Annotated in this window: 28 protein-coding genes and 1 pseudogene; 14 read left to right on the forward strand and 15 right to left on the reverse strand. The window is 23.7% G+C overall.

Annotated elements, in window-relative coordinates:
* Positions 1-15: 15 nt before the first annotated feature.
* Both AAHM89_RS09330 and AAHM89_RS09335 read right to left on the reverse strand, forming a co-directional pair.
* The gene (locus AAHM89_RS09330; protein ID WP_342266157.1) at positions 16-1,785 is read right to left on the reverse strand and encodes a ribonuclease J; all 1,770 of its coding nucleotides are present in this window, start codon (positions 1,783-1,785) and stop codon (positions 16-18) included.
* A gap of 178 nt (positions 1,786-1,963) precedes the next feature.
* Positions 1,964-4,078, reverse strand: a complete 2,115-nt coding sequence (locus AAHM89_RS09335) for a polyribonucleotide nucleotidyltransferase (protein WP_338959181.1) — start codon at positions 4,076-4,078, stop codon at positions 1,964-1,966.
* A 105-nt stretch (positions 4,079-4,183) separates the two neighbouring features.
* On the opposite strand from AAHM89_RS09335, the gene AAHM89_RS09340 reads away from it, so the two are divergent.
* Positions 4,184-4,519 (forward strand): rhodanese-like domain-containing protein, encoded by a 336-nt coding sequence (locus AAHM89_RS09340; protein ID WP_252320544.1) that lies wholly within the window; start codon positions 4,184-4,186, stop codon positions 4,517-4,519.
* 1 nt (position 4,520) lies between these two features.
* On the opposite strand, the gene AAHM89_RS09345 is transcribed toward AAHM89_RS09340, so the two are convergent.
* Genes AAHM89_RS09345 through AAHM89_RS09355 form a run of 3 tightly spaced genes read right to left on the reverse strand, consistent with a single transcriptional unit; the run spans position 4,521 to position 6,192 of the window.
* Positions 4,521-4,919, reverse strand: coding sequence for a hypothetical protein (locus AAHM89_RS09345; protein ID WP_338959176.1), 399 nt, complete (start codon positions 4,917-4,919; stop codon positions 4,521-4,523).
* Between the two features lie 38 nt (positions 4,920-4,957).
* The gene (locus AAHM89_RS09350) at positions 4,958-5,776 is read right to left on the reverse strand and encodes an NAD(+)/NADH kinase (protein WP_342266158.1); all 819 of its coding nucleotides are present in this window, start codon (positions 5,774-5,776) and stop codon (positions 4,958-4,960) included.
* A 20-nt stretch (positions 5,777-5,796) separates the two neighbouring features.
* Entirely contained in the window at positions 5,797-6,192 is a 396-nt protein-coding gene (locus AAHM89_RS09355; protein ID WP_174481244.1) for a Spx/MgsR family RNA polymerase-binding regulatory protein, read from the reverse strand.
* 402 nt (positions 6,193-6,594) lie between these two features.
* On the opposite strand from AAHM89_RS09355, the gene AAHM89_RS09360 reads away from it, so the two are divergent.
* The 8 genes and pseudogenes from AAHM89_RS09360 to rbfA all read left to right on the forward strand — a co-directional run bounded on the left by AAHM89_RS09360 (position 6,595) and on the right by rbfA (position 12,820).
* Positions 6,595-6,924 (forward strand): hypothetical protein, encoded by a 330-nt coding sequence (locus tag AAHM89_RS09360; protein WP_342266159.1) that lies wholly within the window; start codon positions 6,595-6,597, stop codon positions 6,922-6,924.
* Positions 6,925-7,251: 327 nt separating this feature from the next.
* Positions 7,252-7,398, forward strand: a pseudogene (locus AAHM89_RS09365) (ISNCY family transposase); the annotation flags it as partial.
* 102 nt (positions 7,399-7,500) lie between these two features.
* A complete protein-coding gene (locus tag AAHM89_RS09370; protein WP_342266125.1) occupies positions 7,501-7,923 on the forward strand; it encodes a transposase family protein in 423 nt (140 codons plus the stop codon).
* Positions 7,924-7,946: 23 nt separating this feature from the next.
* Positions 7,947-8,354: a transposase family protein gene (locus AAHM89_RS09375; RefSeq protein WP_339045908.1), complete on the forward strand. Its 408-nt coding sequence runs from the start codon at positions 7,947-7,949 to the stop codon at positions 8,352-8,354.
* A gap of 763 nt (positions 8,355-9,117) precedes the next feature.
* Positions 9,118-10,293: a transcription termination factor NusA gene (gene nusA / locus AAHM89_RS09380; protein ID WP_338957112.1), complete on the forward strand. Its 1,176-nt coding sequence runs from the start codon at positions 9,118-9,120 to the stop codon at positions 10,291-10,293.
* Between the two features lie 18 nt (positions 10,294-10,311).
* On the forward strand, positions 10,312-10,602 hold the full coding sequence (gene rnpM / locus AAHM89_RS09385) for an RNase P modulator RnpM (protein WP_342266161.1): 291 nt from the start codon (positions 10,312-10,314) through the stop codon (positions 10,600-10,602).
* Positions 10,603-10,629: 27 nt separating this feature from the next.
* On the forward strand, positions 10,630-12,459 hold the full coding sequence (gene infB, locus AAHM89_RS09390) for a translation initiation factor IF-2 (RefSeq protein WP_233214952.1): 1,830 nt from the start codon (positions 10,630-10,632) through the stop codon (positions 12,457-12,459).
* Position 12,460: 1 nt separating this feature from the next.
* Positions 12,461-12,820: a 30S ribosome-binding factor RbfA gene (rbfA, locus tag AAHM89_RS09395; RefSeq protein ID WP_342266162.1), complete on the forward strand. Its 360-nt coding sequence runs from the start codon at positions 12,461-12,463 to the stop codon at positions 12,818-12,820.
* Between the two features lie 296 nt (positions 12,821-13,116).
* On the opposite strand, the gene AAHM89_RS09400 is transcribed toward rbfA, so the two are convergent.
* On the reverse strand, positions 13,117-14,094 hold the full coding sequence (locus tag AAHM89_RS09400; protein WP_342265776.1) for an IS3 family transposase: 978 nt from the start codon (positions 14,092-14,094) through the stop codon (positions 13,117-13,119).
* 214 nt (positions 14,095-14,308) lie between these two features.
* On the opposite strand from AAHM89_RS09400, the gene AAHM89_RS09405 reads away from it, so the two are divergent.
* Both AAHM89_RS09405 and AAHM89_RS09410 read left to right on the forward strand, forming a co-directional pair.
* Positions 14,309-14,542, forward strand: coding sequence for an agmatine deiminase family protein (locus AAHM89_RS09405; RefSeq protein ID WP_342266163.1), 234 nt, complete (start codon positions 14,309-14,311; stop codon positions 14,540-14,542).
* 4 nt (positions 14,543-14,546) lie between these two features.
* The gene (locus AAHM89_RS09410; RefSeq protein WP_342266164.1) at positions 14,547-15,002 is read left to right on the forward strand and encodes an agmatine deiminase family protein; all 456 of its coding nucleotides are present in this window, start codon (positions 14,547-14,549) and stop codon (positions 15,000-15,002) included.
* A gap of 243 nt (positions 15,003-15,245) precedes the next feature.
* Here AAHM89_RS09410 and AAHM89_RS09415 read toward each other — a convergent pair whose 3' ends face one another.
* From AAHM89_RS09415 to AAHM89_RS09425, 3 genes are all read right to left on the reverse strand, one after another.
* Complete coding sequence (locus tag AAHM89_RS09415; RefSeq protein ID WP_342266165.1) at positions 15,246-15,389, reverse strand: hypothetical protein; 144 nt, start codon at positions 15,387-15,389, stop codon at positions 15,246-15,248.
* A 258-nt stretch (positions 15,390-15,647) separates the two neighbouring features.
* Complete coding sequence (locus AAHM89_RS09420; protein WP_342266166.1) at positions 15,648-16,115, reverse strand: hypothetical protein; 468 nt, start codon at positions 16,113-16,115, stop codon at positions 15,648-15,650.
* On the reverse strand, positions 16,091-16,288 hold the full coding sequence (locus AAHM89_RS09425; protein ID WP_342266167.1) for a hypothetical protein: 198 nt from the start codon (positions 16,286-16,288) through the stop codon (positions 16,091-16,093). The genes AAHM89_RS09420 and AAHM89_RS09425 overlap by 25 nt, the downstream gene beginning before the upstream one ends.
* A 103-nt stretch (positions 16,289-16,391) precedes the next feature.
* On the opposite strand from AAHM89_RS09425, the gene AAHM89_RS09430 reads away from it, so the two are divergent.
* Genes AAHM89_RS09430 through AAHM89_RS09440 form a run of 3 tightly spaced genes read left to right on the forward strand, consistent with a single transcriptional unit; the run spans position 16,392 to position 17,246 of the window.
* The gene (locus tag AAHM89_RS09430) at positions 16,392-16,610 is read left to right on the forward strand and encodes a hypothetical protein (protein ID WP_342266168.1); all 219 of its coding nucleotides are present in this window, start codon (positions 16,392-16,394) and stop codon (positions 16,608-16,610) included.
* A complete protein-coding gene (locus tag AAHM89_RS09435) occupies positions 16,600-16,815 on the forward strand; it encodes a hypothetical protein (protein ID WP_342266169.1) in 216 nt (71 codons plus the stop codon). The genes AAHM89_RS09430 and AAHM89_RS09435 overlap by 11 nt, the downstream gene beginning before the upstream one ends.
* A 23-nt stretch (positions 16,816-16,838) precedes the next feature.
* Positions 16,839-17,246, forward strand: coding sequence for a transposase family protein (locus AAHM89_RS09440; RefSeq protein WP_339045908.1), 408 nt, complete (start codon positions 16,839-16,841; stop codon positions 17,244-17,246).
* Positions 17,247-17,429: 183 nt separating this feature from the next.
* Here the strand turns inward: AAHM89_RS09440 and AAHM89_RS09445 are convergent, their stop codons facing one another.
* From AAHM89_RS09445 to AAHM89_RS09470, 6 genes are all read right to left on the reverse strand, one after another.
* Positions 17,430-18,353, reverse strand: coding sequence for a hypothetical protein (locus AAHM89_RS09445; RefSeq protein WP_342266170.1), 924 nt, complete (start codon positions 18,351-18,353; stop codon positions 17,430-17,432).
* Between the two features lie 378 nt (positions 18,354-18,731).
* Complete coding sequence (locus AAHM89_RS09450) at positions 18,732-18,863, reverse strand: hypothetical protein (RefSeq protein WP_342266171.1); 132 nt, start codon at positions 18,861-18,863, stop codon at positions 18,732-18,734.
* A gap of 107 nt (positions 18,864-18,970) precedes the next feature.
* Positions 18,971-19,516 (reverse strand): hypothetical protein, encoded by a 546-nt coding sequence (locus tag AAHM89_RS09455; protein ID WP_342266172.1) that lies wholly within the window; start codon positions 19,514-19,516, stop codon positions 18,971-18,973.
* Positions 19,517-19,548: 32 nt separating this feature from the next.
* Positions 19,549-20,097: a hypothetical protein gene (locus AAHM89_RS09460; RefSeq protein WP_342266173.1), complete on the reverse strand. Its 549-nt coding sequence runs from the start codon at positions 20,095-20,097 to the stop codon at positions 19,549-19,551.
* A 410-nt stretch (positions 20,098-20,507) separates the two neighbouring features.
* Positions 20,508-23,234, reverse strand: coding sequence for an alanine--tRNA ligase (gene alaS, locus AAHM89_RS09465; protein ID WP_342266174.1), 2,727 nt, complete (start codon positions 23,232-23,234; stop codon positions 20,508-20,510).
* Between the two features lie 545 nt (positions 23,235-23,779).
* Positions 23,780-24,640, reverse strand: a complete 861-nt coding sequence (locus AAHM89_RS09470) for a hypothetical protein (protein ID WP_342266175.1) — start codon at positions 24,638-24,640, stop codon at positions 23,780-23,782.
* Positions 24,641-24,642 lie beyond the last annotated feature (2 nt).

The following is a 24,642-nucleotide window of genomic DNA, read 5'->3' on the forward strand; positions in this document are numbered from 1 at the left end:
ATAATATCATTAACCTTAAATTTCATTAACAACTGTTAAAATCATAGGTAACTTACCAGTTTCTTTTTTAATATAATCTTGTAAGTCATTTTTCATTTTAGTCTTAACTTCACTAAGACTAAAAGCATTATTAGTTTTATATTTTTCAATAACATTAATAATAATGTTTTGCAATTTTTTCAACATTTCTTCATTATTAGTTAAATAAACAACACCACGCATTTGTGCATCAATTAAAGAAACAATTTCTTTAGTTTTACGATTTATTGTCACTCCTGTAATTAAAATACCATCACGTTGTAATTGTTTTCTTTCACTAATAACAATGGAACCAATATCACCAACACCAATACCATCTACATATACATCACCAGTTTTTATTAAGTTATTTGTTGTTTTATTAGTAGCATTTTTATCATTAAAACGAGAAGGACGTGCAACATACTGTTTAACAAAATTATCAATTAATTTACCATTTTCAAAAGTAATAACTTCACCATTATCATGAATTAAAGCATTGTTATGTAATACACCAGCATCAATGGCTGCTGCTTGTGCTGCTACAAAATCTTTATATAAACCTTTAACTGGTAAAAAATATTTTGGTTCAATAATATTAACCATTAACTTAATATCTTCATAAGAAGCATTTAAACTTCAAGCTTGTTTTTCTGATATATTAATAACTTTAACATCAGTACGTGCTAAGTCATCTAATAAGGCTGCATGAGCCAATTCATTTCCTGGAATTGGTGGAGTTGCTAAAATTATTGTATCTTGGGATTCAAGTTTTAAATAATCATCATTACCAATAGCAATTTTATTCATTCTAGTAAATAAACGCTCACCACTACCAGTAACAATAATTACTGTATCTTTAGTACCAATTGTTTGTGCTAAATTAATAATTTGTGATTTATCAATATTGAAAGCATTTAAATCATTAACTTTTAATAAAATATCATATAAAGTTGCACCATAAACTGCAATTTTACTTTTAGAGTCAGTTTCTTTAATAGCATTAAGAATTTCACTAACACGATATAAATCTTGATCATAACATGCAAGAATAACCCTTCCTGGTGCTTCTTTTAATACTGGCTCAATAATAGTTTGAATTTTATGCTTAGGAGCTGTAAAAGCTTTTCTATTGGCGCATGTTGCTTCACTAATTAATAATAAAACATCATTTTTAGAAACACTAGCTAAATGTTGAATATCAGTAGTAAAATCACTACGATGTTCACCATCAAAAATATAATCACCCGTATAAACAATTGTTTCATTTAATTTAATATTTTCACCATTATTTACAGTTAGAACAAAACCTAAACTACCTGGAATTGAAGTAGTTGTTTTAAATGTTTTAACAACAACATTACCAAATGATACTTTTTGTTCAGGCTCAATAGTTTTAATTATAATTTCATTTTGATTAATAAAACGAAAACGTTCTAATTTCTGCTTAATCATAAAATCAGTTAGTTTACTAGTAAAGATTGGAACTTTATACTCGGGTTTTATTTTATTAAAATCTTTTAAAATATAAGGTAGTGCTCCAAAAGCATCATCAGATGGTTTTGAAATAAATATACCTTGAATACGATGTTTATTTTCTTTTAAATATGTATAATCTGGAATAATAATATCAATTCCTAAAATTTCTCTTTCTGGGAGTCTAATGCCGGCATCAAATACAAATATCTTATCATTTACTTCAACAACATATAAGTTTTTACCACGTTCATCTAATCCACCCAGAGCAAATACTTTTATCTTTGCCATGTTTTCACCAGTTTTCTACTTTCTTTATTTTTATTTTATAAAATTTAATATCTTAGAAGAACATAAAAATTAAAACTTTAACTTAAATTCCCAAGATGCTGCTATATTATATTATTAGTATTTTAACACTAATTTAATAATAAAACTGTAATTAATTTTCATTAAAAATAGTTTCAAATTATTTATCAATAATTTCTAAGCTAAGCTTACTATTATCTTCAACTTTAATTACTCGAACTTTAATTATATCATTGATTTTAACGACATTATTTAAATTATCAATACGTTTATTAAATTTTTTTGAAAATTCTGAAATATGAATTAAACCATCAATCTTATCTTGTAAATTAACAAAAACACCAAAATTAACAATTTTTACAACTTTACTATCAAATTCAGAACCGATTTTAATTTGAACAGGATTAACAATACTTTCAATAATTTGTCAAGCTTTATCAATGGCTGATTGTTCATTATGATAAATCATCAATCGTCCATCATCTTCAATATCAATTTTAACATTATCACAGTCGGTAATAATTTTATTAATAACTTTCCCACCAACACCAATAATATCACGAATTTTATCAATTGGAATTAACTTTTGAATAATTTTTGGAGCATTAGGTGCCAATGTAGTTCTAGGTTTTTTAATTACTTCATTCATGTTTGCTAATACTTGTAATCTCGCAATTCTGGCTTTTTCTAAAGCTTGTGTAATAATATTAAAATCAATACCAGTAATTTTAATATCCATTTGTAAAGCACAAATACCATTAGCTGTTCCTGCCACTTTAAAATCCATATCACCTAAGTGATCTTCTAATCCTTGAATGTCAGTTAAAATTGTAAAATCTTTTTCTTCTTTAATTAAACCCATGGCAATACCAGCAATTGCAGCTCTAATTGGTACACCACCAGCCATTAATGCCATTGATGAAGCACAAATTGCTGCTTGTGAAGTTGAACCATTTGATGCTAATACTTCTGATACTAATCTAATTGTATAAGGAAAATCTTTTTCAAGAGGAATAATTTGTAATAATGCTTTTTCACCAAGGGCGCCATGACCAATCTCACGTCGTGAAGGAACACCCATTCTTCCGGTTTCACCAACAGAAAATGGAGGAAAATTATAATGATGAATAAAACGTTTATACTCTTCTTTACCTAATCCATCAATAATTTGATGTTCCGCAAGTGCACCCAAAGTTAAAACTGATAAAACTTGTGTTTCACCACGAGTAAACATTGCACTACCATGAACAATAGGTAAAACATCAATCATACTTGTTAATTTTCTAATATCATCTGCTTTTCGTCCATCAACTCGTACATTATTTTTTAAAATCATAGTACGCATTGCTTTTTGTAATAATTGATCAATACTTTTGCGTAAATTATGAATAGTTGTTTCTTCACCAACATTTAAAACTTCTTGATTAAATTTATTTTTAAAACTTTGAAATGTTTCTTCAACTAAATTTTTAATCAAGTTGCTTCGACTTTTTTTATCAACAGTAGTACTAATTTTACTAATTTGTGATTGACAATTTGTTTCTACAAATTGTTCAATATTAACAGGAATTAATGCTAACTGTGGTTTAAATTTATTTGGTTTTAATTTTTCAATGATACTTTCTTGAAAAATTATTAATTTAATAATATGTTCATGTGCAAATTTTAATGCTTTAATCATATCTTTTTCTAAAATATCATGACATCCAGCTTCAACCATATTGATGGCATCTTTTGTTCCACCAACAATCAATTCCATTTTTGAATTTAATAATTGCTCTTGTGTTGGATTAAGGACAAGTTCATCATTTATTTTACCAACAACAACAGTAGCACTAGGACCCTGAAATGGCAAACTACTTAATCCTAAAGCAAGTGAAGTACCAAAAGCTGCATTTACTCTAACATCACAAGCATCATCTAACGCAAAAACATTATTTACAACTTGCACTTCATTAACAAAACCTTTTGGAAATAATGGACGGATTGAACGATCAATTAATCTAGCACATAGTGTTGCATATTCACTAGGTCGACCTTCACGCTTTAAAAAACCACCTGGAATCTTACCAACTGAATATAACTTTTCTTGAAAAACTATTTGTAATGGAAAAAAATCTTGATTATTAATAACTTCATTATATGATACAGTTGTTAATACAACTGTATTTCCATAAGTAATTTTTACTGATTTTTCTGCTAAATTAGCCATTGTACCTAATTCAACAATTAATTCATATTTTCCTTCTTTAAAAAGGAATTTTTCTTTTAACATTATTTACTCCTTAGCTTCCATTTTTTATCGCAACTATGAGCATTATAGCATAATAAAATGTTAAAATAAGTTATAGAACAATTTTATTTTAGGAGGTCATAACTTATGTTTAAACATAAAATACAAAATGAAATTTCAATTTCAAATAAAGACTTTGATAAAATTAAAAATAAAGCTTTAATTATTGATGTTCGTGATGTTGCTGAATATCAAATTTTAAAAAAAATAACAAATGATAATGGTGAACTTAATATTGTTAATATTCCTTACTATGATTTGATTAAAAATCCTAGTAAATATATTGAAAACAAAAATCAAGTGATTATAACTATTTGTAATGCAGGAAATCGTTCAACTGCTGCTGCACTAACACTCAGAGAATTGGGCTATACTAACACTTATGTTTTAATTAATGGTATTTATGGATATTACAAAAAATAACTTATTTCTCATTATTTAATTTAATAAGATCATTAATAGCAATACTTAAATTATTACAATAAGTTCCTAAGACTAAACTAACACTATCGTCTTGGTCTAAAATACCACGATTTTTAATTTTTTTAAGATTATTAAAATTAATTTTTGAATGATCAATAATCTCTACCTTAATTTTATTTGCTGTTGCTGTTGTCTCTTTAATATTATCAATTCCCCCTAAATCAACAATAAAATTTTGTAATTTAAATGGGAATTTTTGTGGTTTATTAATAGGTTTTGAACTACTTTCTTGTTGATTGCGTAATTTTTTAGCTGTACTAACATTTCATATTCAAATCCCAATACTAGCCACAGCAAATAACAATGCAATAACTAATAATACTATTTGTCAAATTGGCATGATTACCTTCCTTAATTAATATATTTTTAAATATTTTCTTAATCTTCTTGAATAAAAGCTTTTTTTACTTTAGCAAGTAAAGAATAATGATTAAGTCGATATTCTAAAACTTGTAACGTTAATTCTGATAATTTAATTGTTACCTTATCATTTAGTTTATCATTAAAATCAAAAGTATCAACAATTAATTTTCCAAAATCGCTCAATTTACTATCTTTTTGAATATTTTTCAAAGTAATTTCATGATTTTCATCCAAAATTAGTGGTGAATTTAAACTGCGATAACTATTATTAGCTACTGGAGCAATTTCATGAAATTGCATTAAGTTATGATTTGAAATTAAAACAGCACCACCAAGTGATTTCATTAAACCCGTCGAACCAGTTCTTGTTGCAATAACTAAACCAGAACCACGAAAGTTTTCAAATAATTGATTATTAATTAACACTTGACATGAAAGAGTTGTTGTTAAATTAACAAATTTAACTTCATTAATAGCATATAAAATCTTATTATTAATATTTACTTCTAATAATGAAAATTTATTTACTATTAAATTATTATCATTTTTATCAATTCACATTAATACTTTGTCAACTTCTGTGTTTAAAAAATTTTCATAAAAACCAAGATTACCACATTTAAAACTAACAAACTTAACAGTATTGAGCATATTATTATAATCATGAACAGCTTTTAAAAATGTTCCATCACCGCCAATAATAAAAACAATATCTGGAAAAGAAGTATCTTCAAGTGCTTTAAGGGCCAATAACTTGGCCCTTAATTCCTTAGCTAATGATTGAGAATTCTCATATTTATTAGCAATAATTGTAAATTTATAATTTTTCATCATGTATTCCAATCATATTTCAATTAAAATATTTCACAAGAATCTTCAAATTCGTTTTCAATAGAACCACGTAAAAATAATTCAATCTCGTCTTCATTATAACCAATTTGAATACGTTGTTTATTTTCTTGAACAATAATTGGACGTTTTAAAACAGTTGGTGAAGTTTTAATTAAATCAAAAACTTGTAACATTGTTAACTTTTCAATATTAATAGCATGTGTTTTAATAAACTTTGCTCTTGTTGAAATAATATCACCAACACCATTTGGTACAAATCTTAATAATAATTTAATTTCAGTATCGGTCAATGGATTATGGATAATATTACGTTTAATATATGGAATTTTATGTTTATCAAAAAATTGAATAACTTTTTTTGAAGACAAACAACTTGGCGAAACATATATTTTAATCATGACAATACCCCTCTTTGCTTTTAGACTACATTTGATTTAAATACTCTTTTTTAAAATTAATATTTTTTTATCTTTAAAAAATAAAAGTTAATAAACTCTACATTACTATAATAATATATATTTCCACACTATCTTTGAACAAACTTAGAAAATAAGTACATGAAAGACCTTTTCCGCTATATCCTTCACCCACATATTATATCATATTATTTTTTGAAAAATAGATACTTTTATTCCTTAAATTTTTTTATAAAAAAATTTAACATATATTTTACTATCAAATTTTATTAATAATTTGAATTATAATATAATGAAATTATAAAATTAAATTTTCTTTATTTTAAAGTAAATAATTAAAAATAAATAATTTTTATGCGTAAAAAAACAAGGAGTTAACTAAACATGCCTATTCAAAATAATAACAGTAAATATTTTAAAGAATTCATAATTGGAACTATAATTAGTTCCACCGGAATATTATTAACTGGTCTTAGTTTATCAACTATTTTATTTTTTTATGATAATACAAGAAATGGAAAATCAATAAAAGATAAATTAAATATTATTTTAAATCCAAATAATTTAGTAGTATGCATAATGGGTTCTGTACCTTTAATTCATAGTTTAAACATAACACAAGTTGGTAATAAAAAAATAACAAATGCCACTAAAGGATTAGTAGAAAATATGCTAGTATCATTTTCAAAATCTAAAATAGAACTCCTTTATTAGCAAATAATGATGTAACGAACATCAATAACTTTGAATCACAAAACCCAGTCAATAATATAAATAATAAAGTAACAATTAATACTTTATAAATATTTATCTTTTAAAGACAAATAAAAAAAACTTAGTATTTTTACTAAGTCTTTTTATTTTATGAATAAAATTTAATTTAAATACCTTAATAAATTAAACTGATCTTATCATTTTAATTGATTCTGTTGTTATATCAATACCAGAATCGTTAGTGTGTCATTATTTAGTGATAATTTCCTATTAGTTATCGAGTAAAAATTTCCCAAAAAGTGAAGTTAAATATACTTGGTGATAAATATGGAAAGAAGCATGACTATGAAAGAAAAATATAAGTATAAAATTATAAATGACATTACTATTAAAAAATTATCTAAACATCAAGCCAAAAATAAACTTAACCTAACTATTAGAAGAATTAATCAATTAATTCAAATTTTTAATAAAAGACATATTCCGTAATTAAATTTTTTAAAAGTCAATTAATAATTTTAAAATTTATTTTATAATTTTGTTATTAACAATAAATTTAGAAAAGTGTTGATAAAAATGATTTTTGAAAATTTAAAAAAATTAAAAAATGAAGAATTTTACAGATATTTTGGTATAAAACGTTTTCATTTTAATGAAATGTTAGAAAAATTAATTGAAATAGAAAAATTAGAAAAAAATAAAGGTCGAAAAAATAAACTTTCAGTAGAAGAAAGATTAATGATGACTTTATTATACTGAAAAGAATATTATACTTTTTTTCAAATGAGTATTAAATCTAAAATGAGCCCATCAAGTTGTTTTCAAAATATTACTTGAGTAGAAAATAAACTTAGTAACCACAAAGATTACCAATTTTTAAAAGAAAGATATAAATTAAAAATTGATAAAAAACAAGAAAATTCAAATGAATTTCAATTTTATTTAATTGATTCAACTGAGATTGAAATTGAAAGACCAACTAAAAAAAACTACAGTTAGAATATTTTTCTGGTAAAAGTTGAATGTATTCTATAAAATTTCAAATTGTATATGATTTTTTTAATAAAAAAATTGTTGATATTTTTGCTGATAATGGTAAAGTGCATGATTTTCAAATATTAAAAAATTCAAATCTTGAATTTTCAGAAAAAACAATAATTATTGGTGATTTAGGATATCAAGGTATACAAAATATTTATAAAAATACAATAATACCAATTAAAAGAACTAAAAATAAAAAATTAACTAAACAAGAAAGAAAATACAATAAGATTGTATCTAAAATTAGAATTAAAGTTGAACATGTCTTTGCTTGATTGAAAAGATTCAAAATTTTAGTAAATAAATGTAGAAAATCTAAATTTAGACTTATGTACTTAAGATTTAACTTACTTTGTGAAATTTTTAATAAAATAAAACCATTAAAATAAAAAAAATATTAAAAATATTTTTTTAAAATTTAAATTTTTATCGAGTTAATATAAAAATATTATTAACAATTTTTTGTTTAAAATGTAAACTCATTTTTTAAACTATTTTTTCAAAAAATATTTATTTCTATATTCAATAACACTAAATAGTTTTAAAACAATTTTATTGACAATTAATTAAATTTAATTACGGAATATGTCCATAATATTTACTCCAAATTTTTATTATTTAATAAAATTTAATAAATAAATCTTAACATTTTTACTAATATTTGAAAATATTTTAAAAAAATGTCTAATCTTTGATAAGCAGAATATATAGGAGATTGATATCAATATAAGAACAAATTAGTATTGAAAAGCAATTTAGTTCCCATTGATTTTAAAAAATAGAAACTTTAAAATGAATGTTATATCTTTCAATGATAATAGAACAAAAACAATTACTACTATATAAATAATTATATTTAATCAACTTAAAACTTGAAAATTACCATTAAGATAATGAAAGATATTTCTACAATATAATCTACGATAATAAAACTCTATCATTTAATAAATTTCTATTGTTTTCAAATTAATAATATTGTATAATGAACAATGAATTAGAATTATAGCAAGACAGCTACCAGCTGTCTTTATTATTTCTAGTGTAATATATTTTATTTTTTTATTTAAGTATATTTTCATTTTGAAATAAATCTATTTCAAATACTATTAAATAATAAACAACAATGTTTATAAAAAACAAGGAGGAGAAAAAGTGGACAAAGAAATTAGTCAAATCATTTTAAATGCCATAAATGAAATTGCTGAAGAAAAACAAATAGCAAAAGAAGATATCATTGAAGCTTTAAAAGAAGGACTAAAAAAAGCATATGAATATCAAAGTCATCGTGATGATAGTACAAATATCAGAATTGAAATTGATCAAAATAAAGGTACTATTAAAATTTTAAAGGATTTAATTGTTGTTCCAAAAGTTGAAGATCCTGAATTAGAAATTGCACTTTCAACTATTAAAACAAAGAATCCTGGCTTAACAATTGGTGATACATATACGCAAATAATTCCTAGTGATCAATTCTCTCGTTTATCAATTTTTAAAGCTATTCAAGTAGTGAAACAATCAATTCGTGAAGCAGAAAAAACATCAATTTATGATGAATTTATTGATAAAAAAGATCACATATTAATTGGTACTATTGAAAGCGTTGAAGAAACTTATATGTTAATTAAAATTGGTAGAGCCTATGCTTTCTTACCAAAACAAAATCAAATCCCTAGTGAGATCTTACCAAAAAATAAACCAATCGCTAATAATACTTATATCAAATTTTATGTTGAAGATATTATTAAAAATAAAAACTATGGTCAAATTTTAGCATCAAGAACTCACGTTAATTTTTTACGTTGTTTACTAGAATTAGAAGTTCCTGAAATAGCACAAGGTGTAATCGAAGTTAAAGATATTGCTCGTATTCCTGGAATTAGAGCTAAGGTTGCAATTGTTAGTCATGATCCAAGCATTGATGGTATTGGTGCATGTATTGGTCCAAAAGGCGAAAGAACAAAATTAATTACGCAAGAATTAAGTGGCGAAAAAATTGACATTATTGCCTGAAATCCTAATATAAAAGAATATATAATTAACGCTTTAACACCAGCTAAAGTTATTTCAATTGATATTAATGAAGAAGAAAAACAAGCAAATATTATTGTTCCTACTGAACAATTATCATTAGCTATTGGTAAAAATGGTATGGCTGCTAAATTAGTTGCCGGTGTAACTCACTGAAATATTAATATTACTTCATTAGAACAAGCAAATGAAAATAATATTAAATTTACTTGAAATGGTAATATTAAAGAAAGTGAATATGAAAAGTTTATATCTGAATTATTAAAAAAAACACAATGAAAAAATAAAAATCAATAAACAATAAAGTAGGTCGTTATGAATAAAATACCTTTAATTAAACGTAAAAAAATACCAATGCGTAAATGTATAGTTACAAATACTATTTTACCTAAACGTGAATTAATTAGAATTGTTATTAATAAAGAAGGACAATTATTCATTGATAAAACTGGCAAACAAAATGGTCGAGGTGCCTATATCCAACCTAAACTTGAATTAATACCTTTGCTTATTAAAAACAAGGCATTAGAACGAGCATTAAAAACAAAAATTCCAAATGAATTTTATGAACAATTAATTAATGAAATTAAAAAAAATTGAGATTAATTTTCCCAAGCGAAAGGCGGGATGCAAATGGCAAAAAAACGAATATCTCAACAAACACAAAATATTAATCAACAACTAAAACAAAAAACATCTCAAATTAATGAAAAAGGAGTATTTTTATATAACGAACCTTTAACTATTTCAGAATTTGCTAAAGCATTGCATCATCCAGTAACTGACATTATTAAATACTTCATGAAACAAGGCAAACTATTTAATCAAAATCAAATATTAACTCAAGAATTAATGCTTGAACTTTGTTTGGAATGAAATATTGATTTTGAAAAAGCTAAAGTGGTAACATATGAAAACTTATTAGAAAATATTAATCTCGAAGATGATAAAAAAAATTTAGTAACTCGACCACCTGTTGTTACAATTATGGGCCATGTTGATCATGGAAAAACAACACTATTAGATACTATCCGTAATTCTAAAGTTACTAATCAAGAACACGGTGGTATTACTCAACATATTGGTGCTTATCAAATTAAAACTAATAATAAATTAATTACTTTTATTGATACCCCAGGTCATGAAGCATTTACTGAAATGCGTTCACGTGGTTCTAAAATTACTGATATTGTTGTTCTAGTAGTTGCTGGTGATGATGGTGTGATGCCGCAAACTCGTGAAGCAATTGACCATGCAAAAGTAGCTGGTGTTTCAATTATTGTTTTTGTTAATAAAATGGATAAACCAAATGTTAATACTGATCGCATTATGAATGAACTAGCTAATTGTGATTTAACTAGTGAAGAATGAGGTGGCGATACTATTTTTGTTTATGGTAGTGCTTTAAAAAATCAAGGAATTGATGAATTATTAGAAGCCATATTAGTAATTGCTGAATTAAAAGAACTAAATGCTAATCCAAATCGATTTGCTAATGGAACTGTTATCGAATCTCATCATGATAAAAATGTTGGTTCAATTTGTACTTTATTAATACAAGGTGGAACACTAAAAGTTACTGATATTGTAGTTGCTGGTAGTGTTAAAGGAAAAATTAAACGCCTTATTAATGATACTGGTAAAATAATTACTAAAGCTGGACCTTCAATGCCTGTTCAAGTTTTAGGATTTGAAACAGCCCCTACTCCTGGTGAATCTTTTATTGTTTTTAATGATGATAAATTAGCAAGAAAAGTAGCACTAGTACGACAAACAGAAGAAACAAATAAAATTAGAAATAATCGACAAATTAGTTTAGGTAATTTAACACAAGATGTTGCTACAGGTGAATTAAAACAAATTAATGTTATTTTACGAGCAGATACTCAAGGTTCAGTGCAAGCAATCGTTCAAGCAGTAAATAAAATTAATGTTAATGATATTACTGTTAAGTTTATTAGAGCAACTATTGGTGGTATTAGTGAATCAGATATTAAACTTGCTCAAACTTCAGGAAGTATTATTTATGGTTTCAATGTTCGTCCCAATCATGTTATTCGTGAAGCTGCTAACAATGCCGGTGTTGAAATTAGATTACATAATATCATTTATAAAATAACTGAAGAATTAGAATTGGCTGCTAAAGGTTTATTAGAACCAACTTATGAAGATAAAATTCTTGGTCAAGCACGAGTTATTAAAACTTTTCATTTTTCAAAAGTAGGAACAATTGCTGGTTGTGTTGTCATTAATGGTTTCATTCAACGTAATAGCAAAGTTCATATCATTCGTGATGATGTTGTTATTTATAACGGTGAAATCAGTGGTTTAAAACATGAAAAAAATGATTTAAAAATTGCTAAAAAAGAAACTCAATGCGGTATTACTATTAAAAATTTTAATGACTTAAAAGAAAATGATATTATTGAATCATATTTAGTAGAAGAAGTGGAGACAAAATAGGATGTCTATCATTAAATTTGAACAACAAGAAAGTTTCTTAAAAAAAGAAATTACTAATATATTAAAAAAAGAATCAAAAAATATTCTTTTCAAAGATATCACTATTACTAATGTAAAAATAACAAAAGATAACAGTTATGCTACCATTTATTGAACAGTTTACTTAGAAAATTTAGATATTAAAACCATTAGTAATGCTTTAGAAAAAGCGAAAGGTTTTTGTCGAAGCGCACTTGCCAAAACAAGTAATAAATATAAAGTTCCAGAATTACGCTTTAAATATGATAATACCAACACTAGAGTTAAAAACATTGAAGAAATATTAAAAAATATCAAAAATAATATTTCTTCAAATGAATAAAAAAAATTAAAATTTTTTTATAGTAATTATTAAATAATTACTATAAAACACTATTTAAAAAAATAAAATTATTAGTATAATAAAAAAGGAATCATCAATAAAATAAGGGAATTATTCAGTAGCTACTAAGTAAGAAAGGAAAGCTACTATTAATGGCACAAAAAATTTATTCAACACCAAATAGTGATGATTTTTATGTTATTCCTGAATTTTTAGAACATCAACAATGTTGAATGGTATGACCAGAAAGAACGGTGGTTGGCCCTTAATTACTGGACCATTTTTGATATAAAATTCTAAATTTTAATTTGTAAAATTGGTGGTTTTAGAAATTTAGAATGTATTCTTTCATAATTATAAAACATAACATATTGATTTACATCATTTATAGCTTCATTGATGGATAAATATTGATTTGATCCTTTAGGTAGTCATTCTTGAGATAAATGAGAAAATCAGTTTTCAGATAATACATTACCACCAATATCATAAGGTTGTTTTTTGCTTAAAATTATTTGTTTATCCTCTGCTCATTTTGTGATATCCTGACAATAAAATTCGTTGGCGTTATCTGAATGTAAAATAACATTTTTTACTTGATTTCAAGAAAATTGTTTGTTGATTTTTTCAAGAGCAGGAAGAATTAAATCCTGATATGATTTATTAGGAGCAATATTATAACTAACAACATTATTTGAATAAAAATCAATAATTACAAAAAGATATAATCATCCTTCTTTAGTATTTATTTGTTTAGTGTCCATTGATCAAATTTGATTTGAAGAGGTTGTACTTTTATAATCTTTGTTTACTTTATCCATTGTAGGTATTCACTTATTTGGATTTTTTTTGTTTTTAGGATAGTTATTTTTAGTTTGTTTTAATCCTTGAATATTGTGTTCTTTCATAATTTTTCGCATTTGTTTTATTGATAATTCTATATTTAAAATGATATTTTTTTCTTGTTTTAATCACTCTTTAAAAGCTGAAAAAATTCTTAAATATCCATAAATTCTGCCTTTTCTTGTAGAATGAAATTCGATTAAAAGTTGGCATATTTTTTGATATTTATGATTGCATTTAATAATATGATTTTCTTCTTTTTTAATAGGTTTTTGTTTATTTTTTAAAAAGTAATATGTTGATCTGTTTAATTGAAGATATTGACATAGGTTTCTAATTGAATATTGATTTTTACAATCATCAATAATTTTAATTTTTTCTTTGATATTTAATTTGTTAATTACTAATGCTATTTGTTTAATTTTATCCATTAATAAAAATCCTTTCAGGTTAAAATTAGTGTTAATTATATAACACAATTGTTTTTAGAATACATTCAGGTTTTTTAAATTAATGGTCTAGTAAAAAGGGCTAAGTGGCAAGTGGCAAATAAAGAAACAAAGAATATTAGAGGCTTAAAAATTTAATTTTAATGCTTGAGATGGAGAAATAGTAGGTATTTATTCACCTTGAAATGATGATGATATGGTAGCATACAAAATATTTGAACTACAAAAAATTGATTACTATTTTCTACCAATCATTTTAGAATCTAGCATGATTATGTTAGATGGTGAAGGTACTTGTTTTGCTAGTTATGAAGGTATTTTATGCCAAGAACGTAATCCTAATTTATCACAAGAACAAATAGAAATATATTTAAAAGACTATCTAAATGTTGTAAATATTATTTGAATACCTTATAGGAAGATTAGATAATATCATGTGTATAGTTGATAGTAATACTATTTTATTAAGTTGAACAGAAAATACTATTGATGATCGTTATCTTGCTGTTAAAAATTGTTGAGATGTATTATCAAAATCAATAAATGTTCATGGCAAAAAATATAAAATTATAAAAATTCCTTTACCAAAAAATGACGTTCGTAATAGTGATGATATTAAAATGATTGATTTTAACATTTATCATAATCGTATCCTAGCAAATCAAAAACTTGTCACTAGTTATCTTAACTTATATATAAGTAACAAAGTTGTTATTATTCCTACTTTCAATGATGAAGAAAGTGAAACTAAACTTCTAGATATTTTATCAAAAACAAATGTATTTAATAATAAACAAATTGTTTTATTTGATGCTCGAGAACTTATTCTTGGTAAAAGTGGTATTCATAGTTTAATTTGTCATCAACCAGCTTTAATATCTACTACATAATTTTATAAAGTTTTATCATATTTTTTATCTTTAAATTAAAAAAATTAACTAGTTAAAACTTAATTATTTTAACTAGTTATTTCTATTTAAAAAATATAAAATTTATTAAATTTAATTTAAATTTTTAAAGATACTAAAACTAGAAAATAACTTTCAATCCTAATATAAATTATGAAAAAATGGTTGTTACCATTTTTTCATAATTTATATTAAACTTGTTCATAAATAAAACTCTAGTAAATATTATAAATTCTTTTTAGTTTCATTTTTCTTTCTATACTGTTCTTCTCGCATCTTCATCTCGTTTTCTATTTTTTTACATTCTTCTCTTCATTTCTTTGCTTCTTCTCCATGTTTTTTTTCTTCTTCTATTCTTTTGTTATCCATAATAATACTCCTTTCAAGTATAAAATTTTAAATTATTTTTTTCTAACTCTTAAAAAATATCTAAGAAAAGTATATATTTTTTTAAAAAAATAAAATATATAATCATAAAAAATCACTCTTATAAAAAGAGTGATTAATATTAATTTAAACTAAACTATATCACAGTATATCGTGAATCTGAAAAATGCTCACTTACTGATGGTTGTGTTTCATTGATTTCATTTATATTAAATGAATTAAATTTTTTAAATAAACCATTTAAATTTGTTTTTTTGCTTCAGTTATTGCTTGTTGTTCTAATAAATCTTTTATATCATTTTTAGGATTATTAATAACAACTCCATCTTCAACATTATCATTATTTATAGAACCATATCCATTATCATTTTCATTATTTATACAACATGATTTTGTTTTAGTTCAAATTCATTTTGCTCCATTTAGAATTGGTTGTAATAGTGGTTTTTTATAATTATCTAACTGTAAATTTAAACCATCTGTTATTGACATTGCTGTAGCTGTTCCCAACATTCCTAAAGTAAAAAATTTATTAGGGAATATCAAACAACCATCTGTAAACCCATTTTCAGCAACAAGTGATGCTAAAGTTTTAAGTGCATTACTACTAAATGTAATTATACCAAAACTAACAAGTGCAATAAAACCTTTTAAAGGGTAACATAATTCATTAATAAAATTAACTATTTTACTAAAATATTTAAACAACAATTAAACTTATCAGATAATTGAAACTCATTATTTAATGTACTTAATGATCATTTAAAACCATTATTAATAGTTGTCATAGCATAAAGTCTAGCAATAGTAGATAAGATATTAAATTTATCAATTAATTTTAAACCATAATTTGGTCAAGTAAAACTATCAAGAGTATACATTAGACATATTCCGTAATTAAATTTTTTAAAAGTCAATTAATAATTTTAAAATTTATTTTATAATTTTGTTATTAACAATAAATTTAGAAAAGTGTTGATAAAAATGATTTTTGAAAATTTAAAAAAATTAAAAAATGAAGAATTTTACAGATATTTTGGTATAAAACGTTTTCATTTTAATGAAATGTTAGAAAAATTAATTGAAATAGAAAAATTAGAAAAAAATAAAGGTCGAAAAAATAAACTTTCAGTAGAAAAAAGATTAATGATGACTTTATTATACTGAAAAGAATATTATACTTTTTTTTCAAATGAGTATTAAATCTAAAATGAGCCCATCAAGTTGTTTTCAAAATATTACTTGAGTAGAAAATAAACTTAGTAACCACAAAGATTACCAATTTTTAAAAGAAAGATATAAATTAAAAATTGATAAAAAACAAGAAAATTCAAATGAATTTCAATTTTATTTAATTGATTCAACTGAGATTGAAATTGAAAAACCAACTAAAAAAAACTACAGTTAGAATATTTTTCTGGTAAAAGTTGAATGTATTCTATAAAATTTCAAATTGTATATGATTTTTTTAATAAAAAAATTGTTGATATTTTTGCTGATAATGGTAAAGTGCATGATTTTCAAATATTAAAAAATTCAAATCTTGAATTTTCAGAAAAAACAATAATTATTGGTGATTTAGGATATCAAGGTATACAAAATATTTATAAAAATACAATAATACCAATTAAAAGAACTAAAAATAAAAAATTAACTAAACAAGAAAGAAAATACAATAAGATTGTATCTAAAATTAGAATTAAAGTTGAACATGTCTTTGCTTGATTGAAAAGATTCAAAATTTTAGTAAATAAATGTAGAAAATCTAAATTTAGACTTATGTACTTAAGATTTAACTTACTTTGTGAAATTTTTAATAAAATAAAACCATTAAAATAAAAAAAATATTAAAAATATTTTTTAAAAATTTAAATTTTTATCGAGTTAATATAAAAATATTATTAACAATTTTTTGTTTAAAATGTAAACTCATTTTTTAAACTATTTTTTCAAAAAATATTTATTTCTATATTCAATAACACTAAATAGTTTTAAAACAATTTTATTGACAATTAATTAAATTTAATTACGGAATATGTCCATTGCAGCAGCAGTAACAACTACATGATTACTAAATGTTGATCAAAGATGAATTAATGATGTAATAAAGTATGAATTATTAACAGGTGAATTAGCAACACTTATAGTTTGACAACAAGGACTAATAACCTTACGCGATCATTTAAAAATTTCACCAGTAAGAAGACTAAAAATAATATCAGCACTTGCCATCATAAGATTATGTTGTGTTTTTTCATTAGTAACGTCAAGAATATTAGTTATTCAATCATTAGATGGATGAAGTTTATTATCTGTAATATTAACTGAAAATACTCTTTGTGTAGTTCGTGCAAACACAACAATAGGAATAATTCCTAATGCAGCGATAATAAAATATCAATTAATAGGTGTTTTTTGTTTTATTTCTGTAAAAGTACTTAAATCTAATGATTTTAAATCACTAAGGTATGCATTTTCATTTTCATATATTTTAAATTTTTGTTCAAATTGATTATTTTCATCTAAATTTGATAATTCTAAAATCACTCTACCGTTTTTCAAACGAATAGTTTTCTGTCATTTTAAATCATTAGAAATATCAATAACATTTTCATGAATCATTATACCAGAATATACTACACCAGGTTCAAATCTCGTACGATATTTTCAACGTTCATTAATATCCAATCTTTTTTGTGTTATTCCACCATAACGACTATTAGTATCATCTATTCACTCTTCTTCATCGCTTGTTGAAAATTGATCTTGACTTTCTGTTCTTGTGTAATTAATATTGTCTTTATTTCTAACTTCTAAATTTTCTTGATGATATCCATTAACATGTTCTTGACTTGTTGAAGGCTGATCTTGATTTTTGATTGCATTGTAATTATTGTTATTTTTATTTAATAAAGGTGTTTGTTCTGAATTCTTTTTTGTTTTCATTTTTCCCCCTTTTAATTATAAAAGTCCTGCTTTACTTTTAATAAGTAAAATAGGACTACTTAAACATACATTTCAATTGAATGACATTCTCTTTTAATACTTATAAATAAAAATTATAATTAATAAACTAGATTGTTACTAAATTATTTTTATTTTTTTACAATAAAAGAGTGTAAATAAAAATTAGAAATTTTAAAAAAATTTAATAGTAACTAATACTAACTATGATATATAATTTTTATGATTTAACTTTACCATATTTAAGTTAAAAAAAATAGAAAAATAATAATATCAGTATGGTTATTAAAATGGTTCAATATATATTTTATTAAAGAAGATTTTGTTGTGAATTTGAACAACTGTTTAAAAAGGGATTATTTAATTCTTCATCATTTGCTGATTGTTTATCAAATTTTTTTCATCAGTTACTTTTTGATCTTGTAATAATGGCATAGTTTCCGTTGAAATTAATGGTGAATGTGGTGTTTCATTATTTTTTATCTCTAACAACAAATTTTTAATTTCAATATTTTTAGCATTTATTATTTCTTTAATTTCTTTATTTTTATTAATACATCCAAAACTAAAAACTTTAATAACAAAATTTAAAATTGGATTTATCTTTTTTTCTCTAACTTGACAATATCACTTTTTAATTTTGTTATTTTTTCTTGTTTTAATGATAATTTATCTTCTAAATGTCTTTCTTCTTGTTTTATTTTATATTCTTCTTCAGTTATGAATATAATAAATGAAGATCCTAAACATGAGTTTATTTCATTTATTTTTTCTAATATTTGTTTTTGTTTATTAGGTGGATGAGTATCAAATTCCGCTTTTGATAAGCAAATTTGTTTTATATCACGTGCAAATAAGATTCTAGAATAAATATGAGCCTCTATATAATTTCCTTCACTTTTACCATAATTACGATGAGGAACAAAATTTTTTCCATTAGCTTTATTAATTAAACTTTCTAAACAATTATATCCAAATAAATCATTTTGACAATATCTTATAAATCTTGGGAAGTGTAAAAAAGTAGATATTTTATCTTTTAATTTCCCACCACTGAACGTAGGTGGTGAATACGTATCATAAGGACTATATGTACAATTATGTTTTACATAATCTTTTAGTATAATAAAAGATTTTCCATACATAGGAGCTCCACCCATAGGATTTTCCAAAAAATCTAATGCTGCATAGCAAGGTCTACTTGTTCACTGAAAATTAGCACTTCTTTTTGTTTGATCGCCAGTAGGGGTTGAAAAACGTCCAAATTTTTCATACTTACTATTTTATCAAATAATTGATTTAGATAAAATGCAACTTCCTCTATACTTGCTCGACCTACATTATAGTTAGAAATTTCATTTAGTTTTTCCTTATAAGCAAAACAGTTTAAAACCTCTGGTCATTTATTATTAATATCGTATATTTTTGAAAAATCAAAATTAATTGTTAACCTTGATGATTGTAATATTTTAGTAATCTTTTCTAATAAATCTTTTGCATTTTCTTGACTCATCTTGCATTTTTTAGATAATATTTTTAAAGCAGATTCATAATCTTCTTGTTGAGAGGATTCGCATAGTTCATAAATTTGATGTAAAATTTCACTTCTAAACAATTGACCATAAATCTCTTTTTTTAATCTTTCTTCATCTTTTGAATTATTTGATGAAGTTGAAGGCAAACCACCATTAATATGTGATAAATCAGATTGTTTGTTATATGCCATAATATTTATCTCCTCTATACTTAAGATGGACATTTGATATCTATTTTATTGGTTTAAGCAATAGAGTATTTCTAATACACCTATTGTATTTTTTATGTTTTTTATTTATTAAATACAATAAAAACTCATTTATTTTTAAATTAAAATAATGAGTTAAAAAACCAATATTTAGTTTACACTTAGTTATTTTATTAAATTTTAGAAAAAATACAAGTTATTAATTAAAAAATGTATTTTTTCTAAAATTATTATCACTACTATTTTTCTATATTTCATCAATAAGAAATTATAAAAGATTATGCAATTACTATAATAATGTTATATATGATTGTAAAACATTATTGATGTTGAACATATATTATTGTATATCATATAATATTTATATAAATTAATACATATAAGCATTAAGTTTAATATATAATTTTATTAATTTCTTTTTCTGTAATAAACTTATCAATCTTCCCTTGCGCTAAGATTGGGCTACCGCCACCCTTACCATTATATGTTTTTAATATTTTTTGTAAAATATTATTACTTTGATACTGTTTATTATTATGCAATTCTTTACTTGAAGCAACTAATACTAAATATTCTTGATTATTAATTTTATTAATAAAAATAATAATAATATTTTGATATTGATTACGATAATGTTCAATTATTTCTCTTAATGTTTTAATATCTAAATTTTCAAAATTTGCAATTAATAGTTTATAATTATTTTCATTTTTTGGAACTAAAGTTAAATATTTTTTCACTATCTTCTGACGATTTAATTCTTCAAAATTAATTTGTCATTTTTTAAATAAACTATGTAATTCTAGTAATAACATTTTTCCTTTTCTTCAATCAGCAGCTACCACTTTTAAATTATTAATAGCATCATATATTTTTTCAATTTCTTCTTCTTGCATACGGTTATCTTTATTTTTTTGATATTGAATAAATAAACTATTGCTTTGTTCTTTAATCATCATTATTTGTTGTGTTAAGTATTCATTAATAGTTTTTAATGATGTTAAAGCATGAATTCGATAAGAACCAGATCCTTTTGACTCAACATTAGTTATTAATAATTGTTCTACTTCTTGTGAATTATAACAATGAGTACCCCCACAAAGTTCAATTGAAAAATCACCAAACTTAATTACTCGAACTTTTTCTTCATATTTTTCACCAAAAAAAGCTAAAGCTCCAATTTTGATTGCTTCTTCATATGTACAATAAATAATTTCACAAGGATATTTACCTTTAATTCATTTACTTACTTGTTGTTCTATGCTTATAATTTGTTCTAAAGTTAACATTTCATAATGACTAAAATCTAATCGTAAATATTGATAATTATTAAAACTTCCAGATTGCATAACATGTAAACCTAATAATTTTCTTAAAGCAGCATGTAATAAATGAGTTCCTGAATGATTTTTTCTTGTATAAAAACGATGTGAACTATTAATTTGTGCTTCAACAATTTCTGTTTGTGTTAATTCACCTTTTACTTCCACTTGATGAATATGCTGTTTTTGTGGTCCTTGTTGTACATCAATAACAGAGGCCGTTCCATTTTCTCCTTTGATAATACCATCATCAGATGCTTGCCCCCCCTTTTCTGCATAAAAAGGTGTTTCATTTAAAATTAAATAACCTTTTTCATTTTTTAAAAATTTTACCTCATGCTCTGATTTAAACATAAAAACAATATTTGTATTTATTTGTTCTTTATCATAACCAACAAAGGTTGAAGGAACTTTTAAATTAGTTAGTAATGAAGATTGAATTGTTAATGCTTGATGATTAATTCTTACTTTTCTTGTATTATCTTTAGTGTTATCCAATAACTTTTGAAAACCTTTTAAATCAACAGTCGCATTTTCTTCATTTGCAATCTCTAATGTTAATTCAATAGGATAACCATAGGTATCAAATAATTTAAAAGCCGCAGTTGCATCTACTTTTTTATTATCTTTAATAACTTGTAATAATAATTGTTTTCCTGTTATCAATGTTGTTCAAAATTTTAATTCTTCGATTTTAATAATATTAGTTACTAAATCGACTTTTTTATGTAATTCTTGATAATGTTGACCCATAACTTTGATAATAATTGAAACTAACTTAAACAAAAATGGTTCATTAATATTAAGTTTTTGTCCATATACAACAGCTCTTCTAATCAATCTTCGTAATACATAACCACGATCTTTATTACTAGGAAAAACACCATCACTAATTGCAAAAACTAAGCAACGAATATGATCAGCAATAATTTTAAATGCAGTATTAATAGTTTTTTGCTTAATCTCTTGTGTAAAATAATTATTAATATCATAACGAAAATTTGTCAATTTTTCACATTCATGAATAATATTTTGAAATAAATCAGTATCAAAGTTAGTTGGCACATCTTGTAAAATTGCTACTAGTCTTTCTAATCCTGCACCAGTATCAATATTTTTTCTTGGTAAATCAGTATAATTATTTTTGCCATCATTATTAAATTGTGAAAAAACAATATTTCAAATTTCAATATAACGATCATTTTCAATATCATCTTTTAATAATTTAATACCAATATTTTTAGGATCATATTTAATACCACGATCATAATAAATTTCAGTATTAGGACCACAAGGACCTTGACCCATATCTCAAAAGTTAGTAGATCTTGTACCTTTAATAATACGCTCTTTTGGTAATTTAATAATATTTAATCATAAATTATATGTTTCTTCATCTTCATTAAAAACTGTTACATATAATAAATTAGCATCTAAATTTAATCACTTTTTACTAGTTAAAAATTCTCATCCTCAAACAATAGCTTCTTTTTTAAAATAATCACCAATTGAAAAATTACCTAACATTTCAAAAAAAGTTTGATGTCTTGCTGTAATACCAATATTTTCAATATCATTAGTTCTAATTGCTTTTTGTGAATTTGCTAATCTTTTAGCAATTGGGGTTTGTCGTCCATCAAAATATGGTTTTAATGTAGCAACTCCAGAATTAATCCACAATAGTGAAGGATCATCATTTGGAACAAGTGATGCACTTTCTAAAATGTGATGATCATAACTTTTAAAAAAATTTAATCAAGTTGTTCTAACTTTATCTGTTGTTCATTTTATTGACATAATAATTTCTCCTCAAAATAATAAAAATTCCTATCAAAATAGGAACGTTTTTTAACGCGGTACCATCCTAATTCATTTACAAAGTAAATGCACTTAATTAATGATTAAAATTGTTAAATTAGGAGCTTCTAATTAATAATGGTTAAGTGCTTACACTATTCACTCTCGCTGAAAACTAATTATTATTAATTATACTTATCTAATTTAGATTAATATAAATATTAATTTTAATATTAACCATAAATATTAGTTATTACAAGCAAAAAGATAAAATTATGAAATATTTTTATAAATTAAAAAGAAAAAAAATATTAATTATTAACTTTATAGAATAAAAATTACAAGAAAGATTTTTTCTATTTAATCAAAAATATAATTTAACTGGTATTTTTTTTATTGTATATTCATTTTTTCAGATATAAACTTTAGTTAAGATTTGCTTAGAGTAATTTTAAAAAAACAAGTATATAGGGACTACGTCCCTCGCCACTACGTGGCTCACCCAAATTATAGTCCCAGTAGGTTCACTGGGACTATAATCATTTTTATTTATCTTTATTTTTAGGTTTATCTTTTTTCTTTAAAATATTATCCAATTTATCCAAACCAGCAGACTTAATATCACTATAAGTCATATCAATACTACTTGCTTCTTTAAGGTATTTCTTAGGTGACAATTCACTTTTAAGTTCATGCACATAATGTAAAGCACGTGAATTATACCTTTTTAACCAGTGTCTAGGAAAAAATAAAGTCATAGCCATTGCTTCACCACTATAACTTGGAGGCATAATACCTCTTTTAATCATTTTCTTTGTTCTGCGACGTGAAAATACTACTTTATTATAATCCTCAATATTAGTATATAAATTAATATTAAATACAACAAAAAATAATAAAACACGCATTCTTTTAACTTGAACTATATATTCTACTTTTTCTCTTGCTTGTACTGGTATTCTATTAGGGTGTTGTTCAATCAAATACATTGTACCATTAAACATGTGACCTATTAACTTACAAAATTGTCCTAAACTTTCTTGTTGATTTTTAAACTGTACTCCTAAATCATTAGAATTTATTTTTAATGCTAATTCATCTAAAATTATTAAATCTTGTTCCTCAAAAGCATAATTACTTGCTAACTGATTAAAAGTAAAAACATCGTTATAATTAACCAAATAAGAATAACCAGTCTTTAACTTAATAGGGAAAGGACTAACTACTCGTTTCTTATGAGTTTGTGCTAAACAACAAGCAAGGGCAGATTTGCCAGTTCTTGGAGGTGCTGAAATAATATAACTACCAACTCGTTTTAAAATTTTAACATTACGAATAGTTATAAGAATGGGATAAATAATTATAATCAAACCTATAACTAACAACACATAACCATATCAAGGCATAA

Origin of the sequence: Spiroplasma endosymbiont of Villa modesta, from assembly GCF_964030925.1 — a bacterium.
Classification (GTDB): domain Bacteria; phylum Bacillota_I; class Bacilli_A; order Mycoplasmatales; family VBWQ01; genus Spiroplasma_E.